The organism is Turneriella parva DSM 21527, from assembly GCF_000266885.1.
Taxonomy (GTDB): domain Bacteria; phylum Spirochaetota; class Leptospiria; order Turneriellales; family Turneriellaceae; genus Turneriella; species Turneriella parva.
Window position 1 is genome coordinate 2786113 of sequence record NC_018020.1, and the last position, 21302, is coordinate 2807414.

The following is a 21302-nucleotide window of genomic DNA, read 5'->3' on the forward strand; positions in this document are numbered from 1 at the left end:
ACTATTTATCCAGCAGAATAATTTCGACGCGGCGATTTTTTGCCCGACCGTCAGCAATCGAATTGTCGGCGATCGGGTCACGGGCCCCGCGCCCTTCGTAGCTCAGCGTGTCGGGGTTCAGGTCGGCCTTGTCGATCAGGTACTCTGCTACGGTGGCTGCGCGTTTCTCTGAAAGTTGCTGGTTATATTTCTCATCGCCCGTGCTGTCGGTGTGCCCCCGCACACGTATGTGGCGGTTCTTCAGCGCAGCGAGCGGCTTGCCGATCTGCTTTAGCACCGACTTGGCGTCGCTGCTCAGGCTCGCGCTGTCGGTGTCGAAAAACACATCGGGCAGGGAAATGGCGACACCATGATCTGTCACACGCACCGAAATCTGCGGGTTCTCGGTGACCAATTCTTCGCGCAGTTTCTCGGCGAGCGTTATTTTTTCGGGGTCGGTGCGCGCCTGAAATTTACGGTAGTAGCTTCGGCTTTTGATTTTGAATTCGTTCGCGATACCGGCTTCGTTGACGATAATCACGTTATAGTCTTCTTGCGCGTAGTAGGGTATACCCTGCGCCGAGTCCCAGAACCAGATTGAGGTTACATAACCAAATACACGCGGCCCGCCCTGTTCGGCGTCGCCGAAATTGAGCTCATAGTTGGCGATGAACTTGTGGCAATTTTTCTCTCCGTCTTGCGATTTGACATTCTCGAGGCCGCGGTATTCGTAACGCACATTGAAAGGTACCGTCACAAGGTCGGTGAAGCGCATGACTTCTGCGCCGGGTTTTTCCCAGGTTGTACCCGGTTCCATCGCAGCTTCGTCTTTGAGCGCGGGGTCCCGCGTTTCAGAAAACGTCGGCACCGAGCGTATGTTCGGCATGTATTGCCCTGCCGGCACGGTGAACATACCGGCGGGTGTCAGAAAAAAACTTGCATTGTGCCGCTCAGTCTCGGTAAAGGGGCTGTCTGAACCGCTGCCGCGCACCAGGGTTGTGAAGGTGCCTTCGAGCTGGTAGCCCTGCGCCGCGTCGACTGCGCGCGTTTCGAGCAACACCCGGTGAAACACCGAGCGTTTCTCAGAGGTTGCCCCGGTTTTGATCACCTGTTCTGAGAATTTCTTAAGCTCGAGAATTTCGCCGCTCTCAAAATGCCAGCGCAGAACTTTGCCCTCGCCTTCGGCCAAAACATCGGGCGTGGGTTTCTTCTCGGGCTTGCCACCCGAACGCGTCGCTGGTTTTGCGGCAACTGCAGCGCCACTGCTGCCTAAGGCAAACGCCAGCAGAAACACGAAAGATCCCCACCGTCGGCCGGCTTTCATTCTTTACCCATTAGACGTTGCAGGCCATACATTTGGTCGGCAATTTAAGCATCCCCGGCCCATGCGCCCAGTATCGGGGTACCGAGGCAAGCATATTATGTCACATCAGCCATCTTGAGCTACGCGGCAGGTCGCAAAACGACGAACTTCAGGAAAAGTTCCGCGATTTTCGAAGCGTAAATCGCTCTATGAACGGGCTGAGGCCCGCTTTTCCCGAATTTCGTCGTTTTGCTTTAGCTCTAAAATATCGAATAAGGCGATCTGCCGCGTAGCCTTGGTTCATTTCGCGCGGCGCAACTGGGCGCTGAGGCTTGCCGCCCAGAGTTCGCCGCTGAGATCGCGCATGCACTGCCACGCGTTCGGGTTTTTGCAGATGACCTCACCGGGAAACGGCGTGCAGGGCCGGCAGGCAAACTCACCCGTCAGCGCCCGCGCGCGGGTTGAAAATGGCTGCCAGACGCGCTCGTTGAGCGGGCCAAAGAGGCTGAGGCTCGGCACACTCGAAAACGCCGCAAGATTCAGAAGCTCGGCGTCAGTGCCTGTCACCCACAGGGCGCCGGCCGCAAGCGGCAGCAATTTTTCAACAGGGGGATTCAGCACGAGCTGCGTATTTTCAATTGCGCGCTCGGTCATATACGCGCTCAGTTTCTTCGCATAGCTCTTTATCCCTGCTGCCTGAGTGTCACCTTCACCCCGGCTGCTCCGTATCACCAAAGTACAGCTTTCGCTGCGCGTGATCAGATTCAAAAGTTTCTGCAGCTGCGGGGTGAGGTGTTCGGTCGCCGCATCAGCGAGGTCCATCGCGATTAAACCCTGAACGTTGCCGCTAGCCTCAGAATCACCGATCTCGGGCGGCCGGGGCATTTGCCAGTCAGCGACTTTTTCGCCGCTCAGATGCTCAAAGAAAATCTTGAGCTGGTGAACAAAGTGGTGGTTTTCTGCATTGTACGGCAGGCTATGGTTGAGCGGCGTCCATGAGCGTAACGGCGCAAAGCCTGCGCGGTTTGTTACCCCTGCCAGCCGGCAGGCCCAGCGCAGTGACCGGTCGGCCTTCGGGTCTGGGTTCAAAAAGACAACGGTTTTGTATTTATGTGCGAGCAGAAAAAACCACTGTTTCAAAAACTTTTCGGGCAGATCGCTCGGGTACGAGAAATCTTCGCAGAGGGGCAGTGCCTTCTCTTTACCGACAGCAAAAAAATCGGGTTTGGCATTAAAGCGCCTGTGCCAGAGCGAGAGAAAATATGTGGCGAAGAGCTGGTAACGCGGGTCGCCTGTTGAAACAATCAGCGTCTTACCCGGGTATTGAATGCGGCGCAGTTTCATCGCGGGGTCGCCTCGTAGAAATCGATGAGATCCGCATGTTTCTGAGACTGGCTGTTCAGATAGACAATCGTCTGTCGGCGCTGCCGGGGCGAGAGCCTCTGCTCGCTGAAGATTTTTGCGACCGACTTGTGGCCATAAGGGGTGCTGAGTTTCACACTGCGCGTGATACTGTCGCCGCGCATAAAGGGCCGGTCGCTCTGTGCTGGCCGAAGTTTTTCTGCAAGCCCGCGGCGAAAAATGACAAGCTCTTGCTGGCCCTGTGTCTCACGGTGCGCAAAAAACGGGGGTAGCGAAAACGGAAGATTCTGCGCGCGGTCAAAGTGGTTGCGCGTGAACCGGCGTGAAACGCCGAGGCGTCTGCAGGCTGTAAAAACGGTGCGTGCCTGCATCATTGGCTGCAGCGCGTCAAAATCGTGCGCCGCAAGGCGATATTCTCGGCTGCTGACCCGATGAAATTCAGGCAGTGCCGGCACCGCGTTGTTTTCGGGTATGAATTCATTCTGAATTTCGCGGCGAATGCGGTTGCGCGCGAACGCCATATCGTCGTTCGCCGGGTCTTCGAACCATCGGATGCCGGCGCGTTGAGCGATTTCACGAATCTGTTCACGCGTGCATTGGGCGAGCGGGCGTATAAACCCTGTAATCGCGTCGGTGAAAGATTCTTGGGGCAGGGCATTATCGGGTATCTGGCGCTCTTTTCTGAGGCTCACGGTTTCAAAGTAATCGCTTCGGTTATGCCCCGTCACCACCGGAGCTGGTGAAAGCTCATTGGCGCCCAATGCACGTGCAATGAGTCGCAGACGACGGCGGCGCGTCAGCGACGCAGCGTGTTCCCAGCTGGTGCGCAGCCGTCGGCGAATTCGGTCGATATTTGCGTTGGTGACGACGAGGCTGAATCTGCCAAAGGTTGCCACGCGCGCGTGTTCAGCCGCCAGCTGCAGCACCCTCTGGCGTTCGGGTTCAACTTCACCGGCATAGTGGTGCAGGTACCAGGCAATCACACGTAGATTTTTCTGAGACGCTGCCATGCTGCAGCACAGGTCGAGCGCGAGCAAGCTGTCGGCGCCGCCTGAGATTGCCACGACGATATTGCTGTGTCCCTGAGCGGCGCGGGTTAGCACTGCGAGGCCTTGCTCGAGTGGCATCGGCACCTCAGGCGTTGTTCTTGGAGAATTTTGCGCCGAGTTTGAAGCGCGCGAGTACGTCTTTGATATCTTGCGTCAGTATCGAACGCAGCGCCGCTTCGGCGTCGTTGATGACTTCGATGATTTTCATATTCTCTTCGAGGGTGAAGTCAGAGAGCATGAAGGCTTTGATTTCGTTTTCTTTGGGGTTCGGAAATTCTTTGCCGCGAATTTTGACCGGGCCAACGCCCATGCGAATGCGGACAAACTTGTCAGACTTAAGGCCGCGCGCGATCGACTCGACGCCGATGTTCGGTATTTCTGGCGGGCCCTGCGCAACGACAACTTCGCCGTATTTCAGCGTGATGTCGTCATGCACGACGATGATATTGGCAACCTGCACCCGCAGAAACGAAGCGATGTAGAGCACGGCTTCGCCTGAGAGATCCATGAAGGTCTGTGGCTTCAAGAGCACGATGTCATGGCCTTCGAAGTCGCCCTGGCCGAGCAGCGACTTTTTTTTCTTCGTTTTAATCTGAATGCCGGTGTTGTTCGCGAGAACATCGACAACTTTAAAGCCGATGTTCTTGCGATTATTCATGTATCGGTCGCCGGGGTTGCCGAGACCAATTACAAGTTTTAGATTCGAGAGCGCCATTCAGTCAGCGGATGCGATACCCTGTTTATTTCTTTGCAGGTTCTGCTTTCGCCGCAGCAGCAGGCGCAGCGCCTGCTGCTGGTGCTGCAGCAGCCGCAGGTGCTGCCTCTTCTTCTTTAGCAGCATGCGTCACGTGGCAGATAACCGTCTGTGGATCCATGAGTATTTTACTCTCAGGTGGCAGCTGAACGTCGCTGACGTGAATCGAACCACCGATGTCGAGATGCGAAATGTCGATTGTCAGAAATTCTGTGAGGTGTCTTGGGTACGTTTCGTATGGTACTTCGGTCAGGAATATCTCGAGAACGCCACCGTTCTTCACGCCTTCGGGCTTGCCTTCGACGTGAACCGCGATACGCGTGCGCAGTTTTTCGTCTTGCGAAACGCGGTAGAAGTCGAGGTGCTGAACCATTTCATTGACCGGGTGCGACTGGTAGTCTTTAACGAAGACCTGTTCGATTTTGCCGTCGATATCGAGGTCGATGAGGCGCGATTCTGAAATGCCGTGTGCAAACAGTTTGCGCGTGTCTTTCTCGAAGATCTGAATATTTTCGCTCTTACCGTGGTTATAGATCACAGCAGGAATGATTCCCGCACGCAGCAGATTCTTGCCGCCGATTTTGCCATCCCGCTTTTGAGCCTTGAGTGTTGCCTTTTCCATTTTATTCTCCTGCTGATTTATAGAAACAATGAGCTGACCGAACGCTCTTCGTGAATGCGCTGTATTGCGGTGCCAAAGATGGCCCCGACAGAGAGCACGCGCATACGCGGAAAACGCTTCTCGTCAGAAATTTGCAATGTGTTGGTAACGACGACCTCGTCGATGGGTGAACCGATCAGGTTCTGTATTGCATTGCCCGAAAGCACGCCGTGCGTTGCCGCCGCGATGATCTTCAGTGCGCCTTTTTCTTTGAGGGCAATCGCCGCCTTGCAGATTGTGCCTGCAGTATCGATCATGTCGTCGATGAGGAGGCAATTTTTACCTTCAACGTTACCGACAATGTTCATGACTTCTGCTTCATTCGCGCGTTCGCGGCGCTTGTCGATAATCGCCATGTTGGCACCGAGCTGCTTACCGAAGAACCGCGCGCGTTCTGCACCGCCCGAATCGGGCGATACAATCACGAGTTCGCCCAGCGCAAGTTCTTTAAAGTACTTCACCAGAATGGGCGCCCCAAACAGGTGATCGACGGGTATTTCGAAAAAGCCCTGAATTTGGTTCGCGTGCAGGTCCATCGAAAGAATGCGCTTCACGCCAATCGCTTCGAGCATGGTGGCCACAACTTTGGCCGAAATCGGCACGCGCGGTTCGACCTTTCTGTCTTGCCGGGCATAGCCGTAATAGGGTATAACTGCCGTAATGCGCCGGGCCGAGGCGCGGCGCAGCGCGTCGACGATCAGCATGAGCTCCATCAGGTTGTCGTTTGCGGGGTTGCTCGTCGATTGAATGACAAATACGTCGGAGCCCCGGACATTTTCTGAGATCTTAACCGAAATTTCGCCGTCGCTGAATCGCCTGCACTCAATGCCGCCGAGTTTAATGCCCAGCGAATCGGCGATTTCTTGTGCCAGGCCCGGGTTCGACCGGCCAGCAAGTACTTTGAGTTCAGCTTCGACCATGAGATTTTTCGCCGGCCAACGGACCGTACCGGCTAGATTGTGGTTTTCAGACACGCTGTAAACTATTTCAGGCACCCTGCATGTCTGCCGGGTGCCGGCCTGACGGGCGGGCGGCCAGGTTCTGCCAGACTGCGTCAGATTTCGCGCCGGTGCGTCTCGGGCAAAAAGAAGATGCCCATGACCGCAGACGCCGCCGCAACGACTACAGGGTACCAGAGCCCGTAGTAGATGTCGCCGGTGGCGGCCACCATCGCAAAGGCGACGGTCGGCAGAAATCCGCCGAACCAGCCATTGCCGATGTGGTAGGGCAGCGACATAGAAGTGTAGCGAATGTTCGTCGGGAAAAGTTCGACGAGCCATGCGGCAATGGGACCATAGACCATCGTCACGTAGATCACGAGCAGCGAAAGCAGCAGCAGCACCATGGGGATATTGACTCTACTCGGGTCGGCCCTGAGCGGATAACCGGCCGCTGTGACTGCCGCGCCGATTTCTTTTTCTGCCGCTGCGAAGTGCTCTTTGAACTCCGCCGTGCCGAGGTTGCCGCCGTTTCGCACGCTAATCTCTTGCGTGCCGACTTTGACGCTGGCAGCATAACCTGGCGGCGCCGGTTCTGTGCGATACGCTACGGCCCGTTTCGCGAGTACAGAGCGCGCGACGTCGCAGCCGCTCGTGAACTTCGCCGAACCGACCGGGTCGAACTGAAAGCTACAGGTTTTTAGGTCGGCTGAAATCGTGACCGGGCTCTGCTGCGCCGCCTTGTAGAGGGCGGGATTTGCATATTGAGTTAGCGCATGAAAAATCGGAAAGTAGGTCGCCGCAGCAATGAGGCAGCCGAGCAGAACAACGGGTTTACGTCCGACCCTGTCTGAGAGGGCCCCAAAGAAGAGAAAGAACGGCGTGCCGATTAAGAGCGCGCCCGCGATCAGCAGGTTGGCCGTTTCTGCTTCGACTTTTAATATCTGCAATAAGAAAAAGAGCGCGTAGAACTGCCCGGTATACCAAACCACTGCCTGGCCCGCGGTGCCGCCGAGCAGCGAGAACAGAACAATTTTCAAATTTTTCCATTTTGCAAACGCATCTTTCAAGGGTGAGGCGGATGTCTTGCCTTCTGCCTTCATGCGCTGAAAGACAGGGGATTCAGAGAGCTGCAAACGAATATAGACCGAAATCGCCAGCAGGGCAATGGACAGCAAGAACGGAATGCGCCAGGCCCAGACATCGAAGTCAGCCTTGAAGAGGCTGCGACATCCTAATATTACCAATAAAGAAAGAAAGAGGCCTAGGGTTGCGGTCGTTTGAATAAAGCTCGTATAGAAACCGCGCCGGCCATGAGGGGCATGTTCGGCGACATAGGTGGCGGCCCCGCCATATTCGCCGCCGAGCGCGAGGCCCTGCAGCAACCGCAGCGAAACGAGCACAATGGGCGCCGTCACGCCGATCGTCGCATAAGATGGCAGAACGCCGACGAGTGCGGTTGATATGCCCATGATCAGAATCGTGATCAGAAAAGTGTGCTTGCGGCCCACCCGGTCGCCGAGCCTGCCGAAAACAATCGCGCCAAACGGGCGCACGGCAAAGCCCGCGGCGAATGCCATGAGGGCAAAGATGAACCCGGTCGTTTCATTGACGCCCGAGAAAAACTGTTTGCTGATGATACCCGCGAGCGAACCATAAAGATAGAAATCGTACCACTCAAACACTGTGCCGAGCGATGCCGCGAATATCACCCGTTTCTCTTCGCGTGTCATCGGCGCATGTTTGGTTTTTTTCTTCTGGCTCATGGTGGGTGACCGGTGCACCCTGCCATAGCGCCGCCGTAAACTCCGATTCGCTCAGGCATTCTGCATTTCCGTAAACCGTTAGCTCTTTACGGCCTCTCTCTTTTGTTTTTTCAGGAGGCATGCCGATGCGCGGAACCCTGACTTTTCCCGGTGACAAATCTCTGTCGCACCGGGCTGCGATTCTGGCGACGCTCGCAAGCGGCACTTCGACGATTTCGAATTTTCTCGATGCGGGCGACACGATGAACACGCTGAAGGCGATGCAGGCGCTCGGTGCGCGTGTCACCGAAACGGGCCCCCGCAGCTTTCGCATTGAATCGGGGGGATTAAAAACTCTCAGGTCTCCAGAGACCGTGATTGATTGCGGCAACTCTGGCACGGGAGCTCGCCTCATCATGGGCCTTGTCGCCGGTCTCGAAGGGGTGAGCGCCGTGATCGATGGCGATGCGAGTCTCAGAAAGCGGCCGATGCGCCGCGTGCTGGCGCCCCTCGAGAAGCTCGGGGCAAAATTTGAGTGGCTAAGCGATACCGACTGCCTGCCCGTGCGCATTCATGGCACGAAAATTCACAAAGTCGAATTTACCGAAACGCTGGGCTCGGCGCAGGTGAAGTCTGCAGTGATGCTTGCTGCACTCGCATCGGGTGCTGAGCTTACGCTAACAGAAAATATTCCGTCGCGCGACCACACCGAGAACATGCTGCGCTTCGCGGGAGTGCAGGTTCTGCGTGAAGGCAATACCATTCGCGTGCCTGCGGGGCAGGTGCCCGCGCCGCGTGAATATAAAATATGGGGAGATATATCTTCAGCAGCCTTTTTTGCTGTGGGGGCAAGCCTAGTGCCTGACAGCGAACTGGTGCTCCGCGGTGTGCTATTGAATCCGTTTCGAGATCGTTATCTCACTGCACTCAAAGACATGGGGGCAGCGATTGAAATTCTGCCGCAGCGCGATGAGTGTGGCGAAAAGGGTGGCGATGTGATGGTGCGTTCGTCGCGCCTCAAAGGCATTCAGCTGCCGGCCGAGAGTATTCCGTCACTGATAGACGAGATACCCGTGCTGACGATTGCCGGGGCATTTGCTTCGGGCAGGTTCTCGTACCGCGACGCGAAAGAACTGCGCGTCAAAGAGTCAGACCGCATCGGCATCATGGTGAAGAATCTGCAGGCGTGCGGGGTTGCTGTTACCGAATTCGACGACGGACTCGAACTTGCCGGCGACCCACAGCGCAGGCTTACGGGCACCATTGAACCCCACATGGATCACCGTATCGTCATGTCGTTTGAAGTCGCGAATCTTGCGGGCGGCGGTGGCCTCAAGATCGACGGCAAAGAGTGGATAGAGACGAGCTTTCCCTCTTTTTACGAGAAACTGCAATTTGTGACCTCGGGAAAGATGCCCGATCACAAAAAGATCGAGGTGATCACCATCGACGGCCCGGCAGGTTCGGGCAAATCGACAGTTGCGTACATGGTGGCGAAGGCGCTGGGGTATAACCAGATCGACTCGGGCGCGCTCTATCGCGCATTTACCTGGGCAGGCTATGAAAAATTTCGCCAGCTCGGCGGCAGCGGTGACTGGGCGACAGCGATTGAAGCGAACAGCGGGCTCAAGACGTATCTTTCTGAGATCCCCCTTGAAATATCTTTTGGTAGCGACGGCCGCCAGCACGTTTATGCTGCCGGGCGCGAACTCGGCGATGAGCTGCGTTCGCCCGAAATTGCGAGCCGCATTAAGCCCGTTGCCGATGCGCGCTACCTGCGCGAGCGGGTGCGCGAAGTTTTAGTCGATGCCGCGAGCAGGTTTTCACTCGTCGCCGACGGCCGCGACATGGGCACCGATGTTTTTGTCGATGCGGCCTATAAGTTCTTTCTGACGGCCGACAGCCGCACGCGCGCGGCACGCCGCCTGGCAGAATTTCAACAGAAACAGGCGGGCATTACCCTCGATGAAGTGCAGGCGCAGATTGAAGCTCGCGACCGCGACGACGAAAATCGCGAATTTGGGGGGCTGAGGCCGGCCCATGAGGCCATTTTCATTGACACGTCGTCTCGAACTCAGGAGCGAGTGGCAGATATAATGCTCGCGTATATCCGTTGTGCACGGATGTAAACGGGTCGGCGGCCACTTGCTGATTGTATAGTCATCAGCCTGGGTGTTTGCCGACGACCGGGGCGCAGCAGCCGGGCGTCAGATTGCGGCCGGTGAATAAGGTGGTTTTCCATGGCAACGCGTAAGGTTCTTTTCCAAGACAGCAACGTCTCAATGGCAGACGTTTTTAAGACTGACACAGAAGTGGCAGATATTCGCTCAGGCGCAGAAGTCAGCGGCAAGATCGTCAGCATTACTCCTGAATTTGCGATCATCGACATGGGTGGCAAATCTGAAGGCCGCATCGGCATTCGTGAATTCGATACCGAGCCCGCAGTCGGCGAAACAGTCGAGGCGCTCGTGCGCTCTTATGACCGCGACACGGGCCTCGTTTTGCTCTCGAAGCGCGAACTCGAATTGCGCAAGGGCTGGGAAGTTGTTAAAGAAGCATTTGAAAAACAAGTGCCGGTAAATGCACTCATTAAGCGTTCAATGCGCGATGGCTACATGGTGAATGTTGAAGGCGTCTTTATGTTTCTGCCGCATACTGCGGTGGGCCTTCTCGGGCCGCGTGACCGTGGCGCGAAAAAAGTCAGCATCATCGGCCAGACATACCTCGTCAAAATTACCGAGCTCAATGAGCGCCGCAAGTCGGGCACAGTTTCACGCAAGATTTTTCAAGACGAGCAGAACGCTACCGTCTGGAAAGACATCGGCAACAAAATTCACATCGGCGACAGCGTGCAGGGCATCGTGACCAAGCACACCAACTCGGGTGTTTTTGTGAACGTTCAGGGCATCGAGGGTTTTCTGCACCGCAGCAACCTGACGTGGGAGCGCAAAGCCGACAGCGCAAAAGATAAACTCGAAGTCGGTCAAGAAGTGACCGTGCGCGTTCTGGAAATCGAACCTGAGAACAACCGCCTGTCGCTTGGCCTCAAGCAGCTGACCGACGACCCATGGTCAACGGTGCTCACCCGCTTCAAAGTGGGCGACAAAGTGACGGGCACGGTTTCATTCGTCGCGAACTACGGTGCATTCATAGAGCTCGGCCAGGGCCTCGAAGGCCTCTTGCACATCACCGAGATGAGCTGGACACGCAAGGTCAACCACGCGAACGAAATTCTCAAAGTAGGGCAAGAAGTTGAGACCAAGATTATTGGTATCAACAAAGACGACAAGCGCATCTCGCTCGGGCTGCGCCAGCTGCATGCCAACCCATGGGATACCATTCGCACCGAAATCAAAATCGGCGAAACCATGAAGGGCAAAATTCGTGGCCTCACCAATACCGGTATCTTCGTTGCGATCACCGACAGCATCGACGGTTTAATCAAGAAAGAAGACATCGGCTGGACAGAACCTGCACCAGACCCGAAAAAAACCTATAAAATCGGCGACGAGATTGAATTCAAGGTTATCGAAATTAACTCTGAAGACCGCAAGGTGCAGTGCTCGATTCGCCACACGCTGCCGAACCCTTACAAAAAGCTGCGCGACAAATACCCACGCGGTACCGTCATCGAAGGTACCGTTTCGGGCATCGTCGACTTCGGTATCTTTATCAAATTTGATGAAGGTTATGAAGGTCTCGCACACCTTTCTACGATGGAAAAAGAGCAGGTGACTACCTACAAGAAGACCTTCACCAAAGGCCAGCCGGTCAAGGCAGTCATCAAGAGCATTGACCCCGAGAGCCGCAAGATTTCATTGTCGCTTAAAGACGTAACGTACGCGCTCGAGAAAATCGAAATGCGACAATACCTCGAAAAAGAGAATACCAATAAGGCAGAGACAACGAGCCCCTTTGCCAACCTGAAAACCCTGGTGTCGTGAAACGTAACCCTTTGACCGTCGTCTGGCAGATTTGCCGGCGCGAACTCAAAAGTTATTTTCAATCACCCCTGGCGTATTTCATCTTAAGTATCTCGTTTAGCCTCGCGTTTCTGTGGGGCTACGCATACATTCGCCACGAAAGCACTTCAACTTTGGCGTTGCAGCGCATTTTCTACATGCTCTCGGGCACGACGATGATCACGGGCGTGCTGATTTCGATGCGGCTCATTGCCGAAGAGAAAATGAACGGCACGATCGAGCTGCTTTTCACCTCGCCGATCAGCGAAGCGCAGCTTGTCACAGGCAAGTTTCTTTCTGCACTGCTTTTTCTGGTGGTGCAGGCTGTGGTGACATTGCCGATCGCCTTACTCGTCGTGGTTTTTGGGGGCAGCAACCTCGGGCATGTCGCAGCCGGATTTCTCGGCGTGCTGCTCATTGGTGCTGCGGTGGCGGCCATGGGCACCTTCTATTCATCGCTCACCAAGACGCAGCTTTTGGCGGCTCTCATGACCGCCGCGAATCTGGTGTTTTTTCTGTTGCTTGGTTTTTTTTCTCCTTTTATCGACCAACCGCTAAAGAGCGTGTTGCGAGAACTCAGTTTCTACGTGCACTTTATGGATTTTGAGAAGGGCGTGATTTCAGTGAAGCATATGCTTTTCTATTTCAGCATCATCATTCTTTATCTGTACGCAGCGTCGATGGTGCTGGCATCGCGCAGGTGGCGTTGACATGACAGTGGAAAAGCTCATCAATTTGGGTAAGCAGCAACTGAACGCAGCGCTGCTCGCCGTTCTGTTGCTCTTCTACGTCGCCTCGGGGTTCAGCGGCAAATCATTCGCATACCTGATGCTGCTTTTTCTCGCGGCGCTGCTCTATGTCGGTTGTGGGGTGCTGCTCTACACGACGTTTAAAGGCGCAGATAAGAAAAACGGTCATTTCAGACTTCTGCAGCTTGCCTACTGGCTCATGCTCGCAGCCGTGTTCTTCTATACCGCGCAGGCAGATGCAGTTTGGCAGAAGGTCGCGGGCGAATCGGTTCAGACTTTTTATGAGAGACTCAGGCAGATATTGCAGATTCTTTATTTTACAGGCTTTGCCACCGCGATCGTAACCCTGTTGCTTTCAATGGCAGTGAAGACCGAAGCCCGGGGCGCGACGCAGGCACTCGTCACGGGCGGCGGTCTTCTGGTGTTGCTGGTCGCGCTCAATTACTGGGCGCACATTCGGCCGGCTTCGGTCGACATGACGCTGATGCGCCGCTTTTCGCTTTCAGCCGACAGCCGCGAGCTCTTGCGCGGCATCGACGGCGAGATTAAGGTTACCGCGTTCTATCCATTTTTTAGCGAGATGTACCGAGATGTCGAGCTGATGCTGCGCGACGCTGCGGCAGCGAATGCAAAAATTTCTTATACGTTTATCGATCCGCTGCGGGAAAAAAATCTGGCTGATGAGAAGAAGGTCGATCGCATTGGCACCATTCTTCTCGAAGCCGCCGAAACCGAAGCGGGCAAGGGGCCGCGCTCGACGCGCTTTGAGATTCTCGACGAAGACGCGATCAAGCGTTTTGAGCGTGAGCTCGTCAGCAATATTCTACAGATCAGCGGCAAGCGCAAGAACATCTATTACAGCCAGGGCCATGAAGAAAAATCGGTTTCAGGTCCTTTTGCCGACGATACCATCGCGATACTCGATGAAAATCTGCGCGCGCTGCGCCACCACGTGAAACAGCTGACTCCTCAAGAAGGGTTTCCCGGCAAGATGCCTGAGGCCGACGCTGTTCTGATTATCGGGCCGCGCCGTGATTTCACGCTGGCAGAGAAAACGCAGCTCAAGAAATATTTTGATGCCGGTGGCAAGATTCTGGTTGCAGTCGACCCTGAATCGGCGGCAGACTTCAGCTTCTTGCTCGGCCCTTTGAAGGTGAAACTTGCGAAAGAGCGCCTGCACAGCGACTATGCTCTGCCCCCCGGTAAGACCACGCTGCAGTCGGCGAACTATTCTGAGCACGCGATCACAGCGCCTTTTGTCAAGCGGCCTGAAGAACGCAAACTGACGGTTTTTCCCGGTGCAGGGTATTTTGAAACCGGCAGCGAAACGAATGCCGACTATGACATCAATTATTTTGTGCTCAGCCATTTCACGAGCTGGGTTGATACGATCAGAAACGGTATGCGCGACGACAAGAAAGAACCGCTCGCTTCTTTTAAGATCGGTCTGGCGGCGAAGGCGAAAAATAATTCGGGGCGGCTTATTTTTCTGACAGATTCTGATTTTATGGTGAACCGCTACATCGACATGCAGCAGAACAAAGAGTTAGCCCTGCGCACGATCGCCTGGCTCGCCGAAGACGAAAAGCTGACGGGCATTGTTGCCGGCAAATATGACGACGAAAAAGTGAAACTCACCGGCGCGAAAGACACGGTCATTTTTCACTTGTTTTTGTATATCTACCCTGGGCTCATTCTTCTGGTGGGCTACATTGTGGTGCGCAACAAAAAACGGCGCCTGACCGAAAACCGGGAAGCATAAGCGCAAATGCAGCTTGCTCAAAAAACAGTCTGGATCACGGGAGCAAGTTCAGGAATCGGCAAAGCCCTCGTCGCCGAGGCGGCCAGGCACGGCGCCAATGTTGTACTTTCAGCACGCGACAAAGCGGCGCTTGTGCAGGTTGTGAAGGATTCAGGCCTCACACCAGCCAATTCGCTGATTCTGCCGCTCGACCTGAGCCGGTACAAAAAATTCGACGCTGAAGTTAAAACAGTATTAAAAAAGTTCTCCAAAATCGATTTTCTCATCAATAATGGCGGCATTAGCCAACGATCGCTTGCCGCCGAGACCCAGATTCAGGTCTATGAAGAAATCATGGCGGTGAACTACTTCGGTAATATCTCGCTCACTCTTGCCGTGTTGCCGTCGATGCGTAGCCGCAGGTCGGGCTCAATCGCCACCATTTCAAGCGTTGCCGGCAAGTTTGGCACACCGTATCGTTCTGGGTATTCGGCGAGCAAATTCGCTTTGAGTGGCTTTTATGAGGCATTGCGCGCAGAAAACTTCAAAGAGAATATTCAGGTGAGCATTGTCTACCCTGGTTTTGTCAAAACGAATGTGTCGCTGAATGCGCGCACCGGCTCGGGCAAGAAGCAGGGCACCATGGATACGGGGCAATCTGTGGGCATCAGTGCTGAAGAGTGCGCGCAGCGGGCGCTCGCGGGTATCGTCAGAGGCAAGAATGAGATTTACATTGCCGGCCCCAAAGAACGCTTCGCCGTGTTGCTCCATCGGTTTTTTCCCGGTTTGTTCGCGCGGGTAATCCGCAAGGCGAAGGTTACCTGATGCGATCTTTCTTTGCAGCGCTCGTATTATGCTCGCTGCTCTCGGCCTGCAAAGCCAAAGAAACTTTTGTCGATGAACAGCAGGCTTTTAAAGCCCTCGCCGGCGATGGCTCATTTAGTCTCGCGTCTGTGGCACCTGAAGTGCAGACCGTGGTATTCAATTTCTACGCCCCCGATTGTCCGCCGTGCGAGAAAGAAGTGCCGGCGCTCAAAGCGTTCGCGCAGAAATACGCGGCCGCCAGAAATCTTCGCTTCGTCGCCGTGGGTTCGTCGCTGCGCGCTGTGGCACAAGACAAAGAACCTGCACAGGGCGCAGTGACGCTGAACGAAATTGTGTCAGAGCTGAATGCGTTTAGCCGAAAGTTTAACCTGGGATATCCTCAATATATTGCAGAGGCGGCGCAGCTGAAGAGCTGGCGTGTGACAGGTTTTCCCGAGACGTTTGTTTTTCAGCGCGTGGCGGGCCGGTGGCAGCTTGACCGTAAGTACATCAGCGAAATTACTTTTGATCAGCTCGAGCAGGTAACGGGTGGAATCAGGCATTAAACACCACAAGGTCACTGCCGCGGGGCTTTTGGTCTCGCTTGGCATCATTTATGGCGACATCGGCACATCGCCACTCTATGTTCTTTCGGCGATATTCAGTGGCCGCAAAGTATCTGAAGAACTCGTACTCGGCTCTCTTTCATGCGTATTCTGGACTCTGACCCTGCTCACGACGATCAAATACGTCATCGTCACACTGCGCGCCGACAACAAAGGTGAGGGCGGCATCTTCTCGCTCTTCACTCTCGTGCGCCGCCGTGGCAGGTGGCTGCTGATACCGGCGGTGATTGGCGGTTGCGCGCTGCTCGCCGATGGCATGATTACACCGCCGATTTCGGTGTCGTCGGCGATCGAAGGTCTTGATTACCTAATACCGGGTATACCGACCGTCAAAATTGTTCTGGTGATTCTCACGCTGCTCTTTTTCGTGCAGCAGTTCGGCACCAATGTTGTCGGGCGTTTTTTCGGGCCGATCATGCTAGTGTGGTTTGGCATGCTCGCGGTATTGGGTCTATGGCATTTGTCGCGCAACCCGCATGTACTGGTGGCGATGAACCCTTACCATGCATGGCACCTGCTCGTGAACTATCCTCAGGGTTTTTTTATTCTGGGTGCCGTTTTTCTCTGCACCACCGGCGCCGAAGCGCTTTACACCGACCTTGGGCATTGTGGTCGGCAAAATATTCGCGTGAGCTGGGCGTTTGTGAAAATCGCGTTGCTCTTGAACTATTTCGGCCAGGGCTCTCTGTTGCTCGACCTCGCCGGGCAAACACTGACCGCGGACGGCAAAACCTGGCTCGGTCTCACGCCGTTCTATTCGATGATGCCGCACTGGTTTTTGCCGATCGGCATCGGTATCGCGACGATCGCGGCAATCATTGCGTCTCAGGCGATTATCAGCGGTGCGTTTACGCTGATCGCTGAAGCGATTCGCCTCAATCTTTGGCCCAAGGTACGAATTAAGTATCCTTCGATACTCAAGGGGCAGATCTATGTGCCAAGCGCCAACCGTCTGCTCTGGGCCGGGTGCATCAGCGTGACCCTGTTTTTCGGCAAGGCTGCGTACATGGAAGCCGCATACGGGCTGGCGATCACTCTCGACATGATGATGACGACCCTGTTGCTCACAGTCTTTCTGCTTTCGCGAGGGGTTCGGTGGCCGATTGCCGCGCTTACTCTGGCGGGATTTTCCAGTATCGAAGTTTCATTTCTCATCGCGAATCTCGGTAAATTTTCTCACGGGGGCTGGGTGACACTCGTCATGGGCCTGATATTTTTCGTCGTAATCTGGTCATGGTATTCGGCGCGCAAGATTCGCAATCGTTACGTCGAATTTGTTCGTCTCGAAGAATATTACGACACGCTGCATGACCTGAGCCACGACTCTTCGATAGGTAAGCATGCGACAAACCTCGTGTACATGACTTCGGCGAACAACAAATATGAAATTGAATGGAAAGTTATCTATTCGCTGCTCTACAAACAGCCCAAGCGTGCGGATATCTATTGGTTTGTTCACGTCGACGTCACCGACGAACCGTACACACGGTCGTGCACCGTCGACGTGCTGGTACCGAACGATGTCATTCGCGTCGACTTCAAGCTCGGCTTTCGCGTCGAGCCGCGCATTAACCAGTACTTCAGAAAGGTGGTGACCGAACTCGTGCAAAAGGGTATAGTCGACATCACCAGCCGCTACTCTTCGCTGCACGAGAAAAATATCATCGGCGACTTTCGCTTCGTTGTGCTCGACCGGGTGCTGACGCACGACAACGAGCTGAATTTTTACGAAAAAATCGTCACGTCACTGCACCGCCTGTGGAAAGCCATGTGCCCCGGTGAGGAACGTGCCTTCGGGCTCGACACATCCATCGTCGAGGTTGAGCGTGTGCCGCTCATTGTCTCAAAACCCCGCGAATTCAGCCTCGATATTCAGCTTTCTTCTGATAAACCCCCGGCGTCATGAATTAGACTTGTAACCGGGTAAATGTTATTCACAGCGAACTGATCGCCGGCGCATGAACTGAAAAACGCAACTCACAAGCTGATGCAAAATTCTGGTTCACACCATCGTATCTCTTTCGGGGGCCTGATTGTCGCGCTCGGCATTATCTACGGCGACATTGGAACATCACCGCTCTATGTGTTTTCTGCGATAGCGGGCACCCGGGTGCTCAGCGAAGAGCTGATTCTGGGCGGGTTATCGTGCATATTCTGGACTCTCACGCTTGTCACCACGCTCAAATACGTGACGGTGACGCTGCGTGCCGATAACCACGGCGAGGGTGGCATCTTCTCCCTTTTTACACTCGTGCGCCGGCGCAGCCGCTGGCTGATTGTGCCCGCCGTTGTGGGTGGATGCGCGCTGCTCGCCGACGGCATGATCACGCCGCCCATTTCTGTTTCGTCGGCTGTCGAAGGCCTCGAAGCGCTCGTACCCGGCATACCGACGGTCAAGATCGTCGTCGTTATACTCACCGCATTATTCGTCTTTCAGCAATTTGGTACCAACATTGTGGGCCGATGGTTCGGGCCGATCATGCTTGTGTGGTTTGGTATGATCGCCGTGTTGGGTCTCGGACAATTGGTCCACAACCCCTGGGTTCTGAAAGCCGCGAACCCATGGTATGCCTACCACCTGCTTGCTGAATATCCGCAAGGTTATTGGATTCTCGGTGCGGTGTTTCTCTGTACAACCGGTGCCGAGGCGCTCTATACAGACCTCGGGCATTGCGGATTAAAAAATATACGGTCGAGCTGGGCATTTGTCAAGCTTGCACTGCTGCTGAATTATGCCGGGCAGGCGGCTTTCTTGCTCTCGATCTCGGGGCAGTCACTCGATATCAACGGCCGAACACAGGGAGGCCTAACTCCTTTTTATTCACTGATGCCGTCATGGTTTCTGCCTGTGGGTATTCTCGTCGCCACGATTGCAACCGTGATAGCTTCGCAGGCGATCATCAGCGGCGCATTTACACTGATCGCCGAGGCGATTCGGCTGAACCTATGGCCAAAAGTTCGTATCAAATATCCTTCGAATCTGAAAGGCCAGATCTATGTGCCGAGCGCCAACCGGCTGCTCTGGTTTGGTTGTATTGCCGTAACGCTCTGGTTTGGCCGCGCCGCAAACATGGAAGCCGCTTACGGCATGGCCATCACGTTCGACATGATGATGACAACCATTCTGCTGACTGTTTTTCTGGCCGTGCGCGCAAAAACGTTTCTGGTGCCCATGACCGCCTTTTTCGGATTTATCAGCGTGGAGATCGCATTTCTGATCGCGAATCTCGAAAAGTTTTCACATGGGGGTTGGGTAACTCTGGTCATCGGCTCGGCAATCTTTTTCATCATGTGGTCTTGGTACGCCGCACGCAAGATCAGAAACCGCCTGGTCGAGTTTGTGCCCTTATCTGATTACTTTGATATTCTGCACGAACTCAGCTACGATACCTCGGTGCCGAAATACGCGACGAATCTTGTTTATCTCACTTCGGCGAATAATCCGACAGAAATCGAATGGAAGGTCATCTACTCGCTGTTTTTTAAACAGCCCAAACGTGCCGATGTCTATTGGTTCGTGCACGTCGACGTGACCGATGAACCCTATACGATGGCATACAAGGTCGACGTGCTCGTGCCGAACGACGTCATTCGTATTGAATTCAAACTCGGCTTTCGAGTCGAGCCGCGCATCAACCAGTTCTTTCGCAAAGCCGTCTCTGCGCTGGTCGAAGAGGGTATAGTCGATATCACGAGCCGCTACGCATCGCTTAACCAAAAGAATATTCTTGGTGATTTCAGATTTATTATCTTCGACCGCGTGCTAAGCCATGATAACCAGCTCAACGTGTACGAACGTGTTGTGACGACTTTCTATAAAATGCTTAAACTGCTGTGTCCAACAGAAGAAAAGGCCTTCGGGCTCGATACATCGATAGTTGAGATAGAAAGAGTGCCCCTGATTGTGTCGAAGCCGCGCGAATTTCAATTGGAGAGACTGACCTGATGCCAATCATCGACGAAATGAATCTGCCCGCCTTCGAGAGCCGCATTTCTGCCAACAGCGCAGACTTTAAGGCGAATGCCGAGGCGTATGCAGCGCACCTGAATCTGCATGCGCAGAAGCTTGAGCAGACTTCACCCCAGCGCCGCTCTGCTGCGCTGAAGCGCCATACCGAGCGCGGCAAACTTTTTGCCCGGGACAGAATCAAGGGGCTGATCGACGAAGGTTCGCCTTTTCTAGAGTTGGGCGCATTTGCAGGTCTTGATCTCTACCCCGGTGAGGACATTCCCGGTGCAGGCGCCGTCGCGGGCCTCGGCTATGTTCACGGCCGGCTCGTTGCAATTCTGGCGAACGACGCAACTGTCAAGGGTGGCACTTATTATCCGATTACGGTGAAAAAACACCTGCGCCTGCAAGAAATCGCCGAACTCAACCGGTTACCCTGTGTCTACATGGTCGATAGTGGCGGGGCGTTTTTGCCTAAACAAGACGAGGTTTTTCCCGATCGTGATCATTTCGGCCGCATCTTCTACAACCAGGCGCGCATGTCAGCGGCAGGCATTGCGCAGATTGCGATTGTCATGGGTTCTTGCACTGCGGGCGGCGCGTACGTACCAGCGATGTGCGATGAAACGATTATTGTCGAAAAGCACGGTACGATTTTTCTTGCAGGGCCGCCGCTCGTCAAAATGGCCACCGGCGAAGAGGTGACTGCCGAAGACCTGGGCGGCGCGAGATTGCACACCGGCCGATCGGGCGTTGCAGACCACTATGCGATCGATGACTTCGACGCTCTGCAAAAAGCCCGCAGCATTATCAGCACGTTGCCACGCCCAGAGACCAACCAGCTTGCCAGAACACGCTCCACCGAATTTGCCGAACCTGTGTATTCGCCCGCCGAAATGCAGGGCATAATACCCGCCGAAAGCCGCAAGCCGTTCGACGTGAGAGAAATTATTGCCCGACTTGTCGACGGCAGCGAATTTTTGGAGTTCAAAGCCGAATATGGCAAGACGCTGGTCTGTGCCTTCGCCTCTATCGGCGGCTTTCGCGTCGGCATTCTGGCCAATAATGGCGTGCTGTTCTCAGAGTCGGCGCTCAAGGGCACGCATTTTATCGAGTTATGCTGCCAGCGGCAAATACCGCTGGTGTTCCTGCAGAATATCACGGGCTTCATGGTAGGCAAAAAATACGAAGAGGGCGGCATCGCGAAAGACGGCGCGAAGATGGTGAGCGCCGTTTCGAATGCGAACGTGCCAAAGTTTACCGTGATCATCGGCGGTTCTTACGGGGCTGGCAATTATGGCATGTGCGGCCGCGCCTATTCACCCGACATGCTATTCATGTGGCCGAATGCCCGCATTTCGGTCATGGGGGGTAACGAAGCTGCCGGTGTGCTCGCAATCGTAAGGGAGCAATCCGCGATTGCCGAGGCCAAAAAGAGCGGCAAAGAAACAGACAAGGCGAAGCTTGAAGCAGAGCTTGCCGAGATCAGAAAGAAGATTTCGGCGCAATTTGAGGCGCAGTCTGGTGCCTACTATTCATCGGCCCGCCTGTGGGATGACGGCGTCATTACCCCGGCAGAAACGCGGCAAGTATTGCGCCTGGCGCTCGAAGCAGCTTCGATGAGGCCTCTCAAGAGTTTTGTACAGCCCGTCTACCGCATGTAAGGGATAGATCCTCATT

At 54.7% G+C, this 21302-nt stretch carries 16 protein-coding genes; 9 read left to right on the forward strand and 7 right to left on the reverse strand.

Annotated features, from left to right (window positions below):
• Nucleotide 1 precedes the first annotated feature (1 nt).
• The 7 genes from TURPA_RS13425 to TURPA_RS13455 form a co-directional block, all read right to left on the reverse strand.
• Entirely contained in the window at nt 2–1303 is a 1302-nt protein-coding gene (locus TURPA_RS13425; protein WP_041948518.1) for an OmpA family protein, read from the reverse strand.
• Between the two features lie 279 nt (nt 1304–1582).
• Nucleotides 1583–2626, reverse strand: coding sequence for a glycosyltransferase family 9 protein (locus TURPA_RS13430; protein ID WP_014803848.1), 1044 nt, complete (start codon nt 2624–2626; stop codon nt 1583–1585).
• Nucleotides 2623–3771, reverse strand: a complete 1149-nt coding sequence (locus TURPA_RS13435; protein ID WP_014803849.1) for a PP-loop family protein — start codon at nt 3769–3771, stop codon at nt 2623–2625. Before TURPA_RS13435 ends, TURPA_RS13430 begins: the two co-directional genes overlap by 4 nt.
• 7 nt (nt 3772–3778) lie before the next feature.
• Nucleotides 3779–4408, reverse strand: a complete 630-nt coding sequence (gene pth / locus TURPA_RS13440; protein WP_014803850.1) for an aminoacyl-tRNA hydrolase — start codon at nt 4406–4408, stop codon at nt 3779–3781.
• A gap of 25 nt (nt 4409–4433) precedes the next feature.
• Nucleotides 4434–5069, reverse strand: a complete 636-nt coding sequence (locus TURPA_RS13445; protein ID WP_014803851.1) for a 50S ribosomal protein L25 — start codon at nt 5067–5069, stop codon at nt 4434–4436.
• A 17-nt stretch (nt 5070–5086) separates the two neighbouring features.
• Nucleotides 5087–6028, reverse strand: coding sequence for a ribose-phosphate diphosphokinase (locus tag TURPA_RS13450; RefSeq protein WP_014803852.1), 942 nt, complete (start codon nt 6026–6028; stop codon nt 5087–5089).
• 134 nt (nt 6029–6162) lie between these two features.
• Nucleotides 6163–7812: an MFS transporter gene (locus TURPA_RS13455; protein WP_014803853.1), complete on the reverse strand. Its 1650-nt coding sequence runs from the start codon at nt 7810–7812 to the stop codon at nt 6163–6165.
• 119 nt (nt 7813–7931) lie between these two features.
• Here TURPA_RS13455 and aroA point away from each other — a divergent pair, with 119 nt between their 5' ends.
• The 9 genes from aroA to TURPA_RS13500 all read left to right on the forward strand — a co-directional run bounded on the left by aroA (nt 7932) and on the right by TURPA_RS13500 (nt 21286).
• Complete coding sequence (gene aroA, locus TURPA_RS21990; protein ID WP_053332199.1) at nt 7932–9920, forward strand: 3-phosphoshikimate 1-carboxyvinyltransferase; 1989 nt, start codon at nt 7932–7934, stop codon at nt 9918–9920.
• 153 nt (nt 9921–10073) lie between these two features.
• Nucleotides 10074–11735, forward strand: a complete 1662-nt coding sequence (locus TURPA_RS13465; RefSeq protein WP_041948520.1) for a S1 RNA-binding domain-containing protein — start codon at nt 10074–10076, stop codon at nt 11733–11735.
• The gene (locus TURPA_RS13470) at nt 11732–12463 is read left to right on the forward strand and encodes an ABC transporter permease (RefSeq protein WP_014803856.1); all 732 of its coding nucleotides are present in this window, start codon (nt 11732–11734) and stop codon (nt 12461–12463) included. Before TURPA_RS13465 ends, TURPA_RS13470 begins: the two co-directional genes overlap by 4 nt.
• 1 nt (nt 12464) lies before the next feature.
• The gene (locus TURPA_RS13475; protein WP_014803857.1) at nt 12465–14264 is read left to right on the forward strand and encodes a DUF4350 domain-containing protein; all 1800 of its coding nucleotides are present in this window, start codon (nt 12465–12467) and stop codon (nt 14262–14264) included.
• A 6-nt stretch (nt 14265–14270) separates the two neighbouring features.
• Complete coding sequence (locus tag TURPA_RS13480; protein ID WP_014803858.1) at nt 14271–15068, forward strand: SDR family oxidoreductase; 798 nt, start codon at nt 14271–14273, stop codon at nt 15066–15068.
• Nucleotides 15068–15613, forward strand: coding sequence for a TlpA family protein disulfide reductase (locus TURPA_RS13485; RefSeq protein WP_014803859.1), 546 nt, complete (start codon nt 15068–15070; stop codon nt 15611–15613). Before TURPA_RS13480 ends, TURPA_RS13485 begins: the two co-directional genes overlap by 1 nt.
• Entirely contained in the window at nt 15597–17579 is a 1983-nt protein-coding gene (locus TURPA_RS13490; protein WP_014803860.1) for a KUP/HAK/KT family potassium transporter, read from the forward strand. The genes TURPA_RS13485 and TURPA_RS13490 overlap by 17 nt, the downstream gene beginning before the upstream one ends.
• An 81-nt stretch (nt 17580–17660) precedes the next feature.
• Entirely contained in the window at nt 17661–19619 is a 1959-nt protein-coding gene (locus TURPA_RS13495; RefSeq protein WP_014803861.1) for a KUP/HAK/KT family potassium transporter, read from the forward strand.
• Nucleotides 19620–19642: 23 nt separating this feature from the next.
• Complete coding sequence (locus tag TURPA_RS13500; RefSeq protein ID WP_041949362.1) at nt 19643–21286, forward strand: carboxyl transferase domain-containing protein; 1644 nt, start codon at nt 19643–19645, stop codon at nt 21284–21286.
• The last annotated feature ends 16 nt before the right edge of the window (nt 21287–21302 follow it).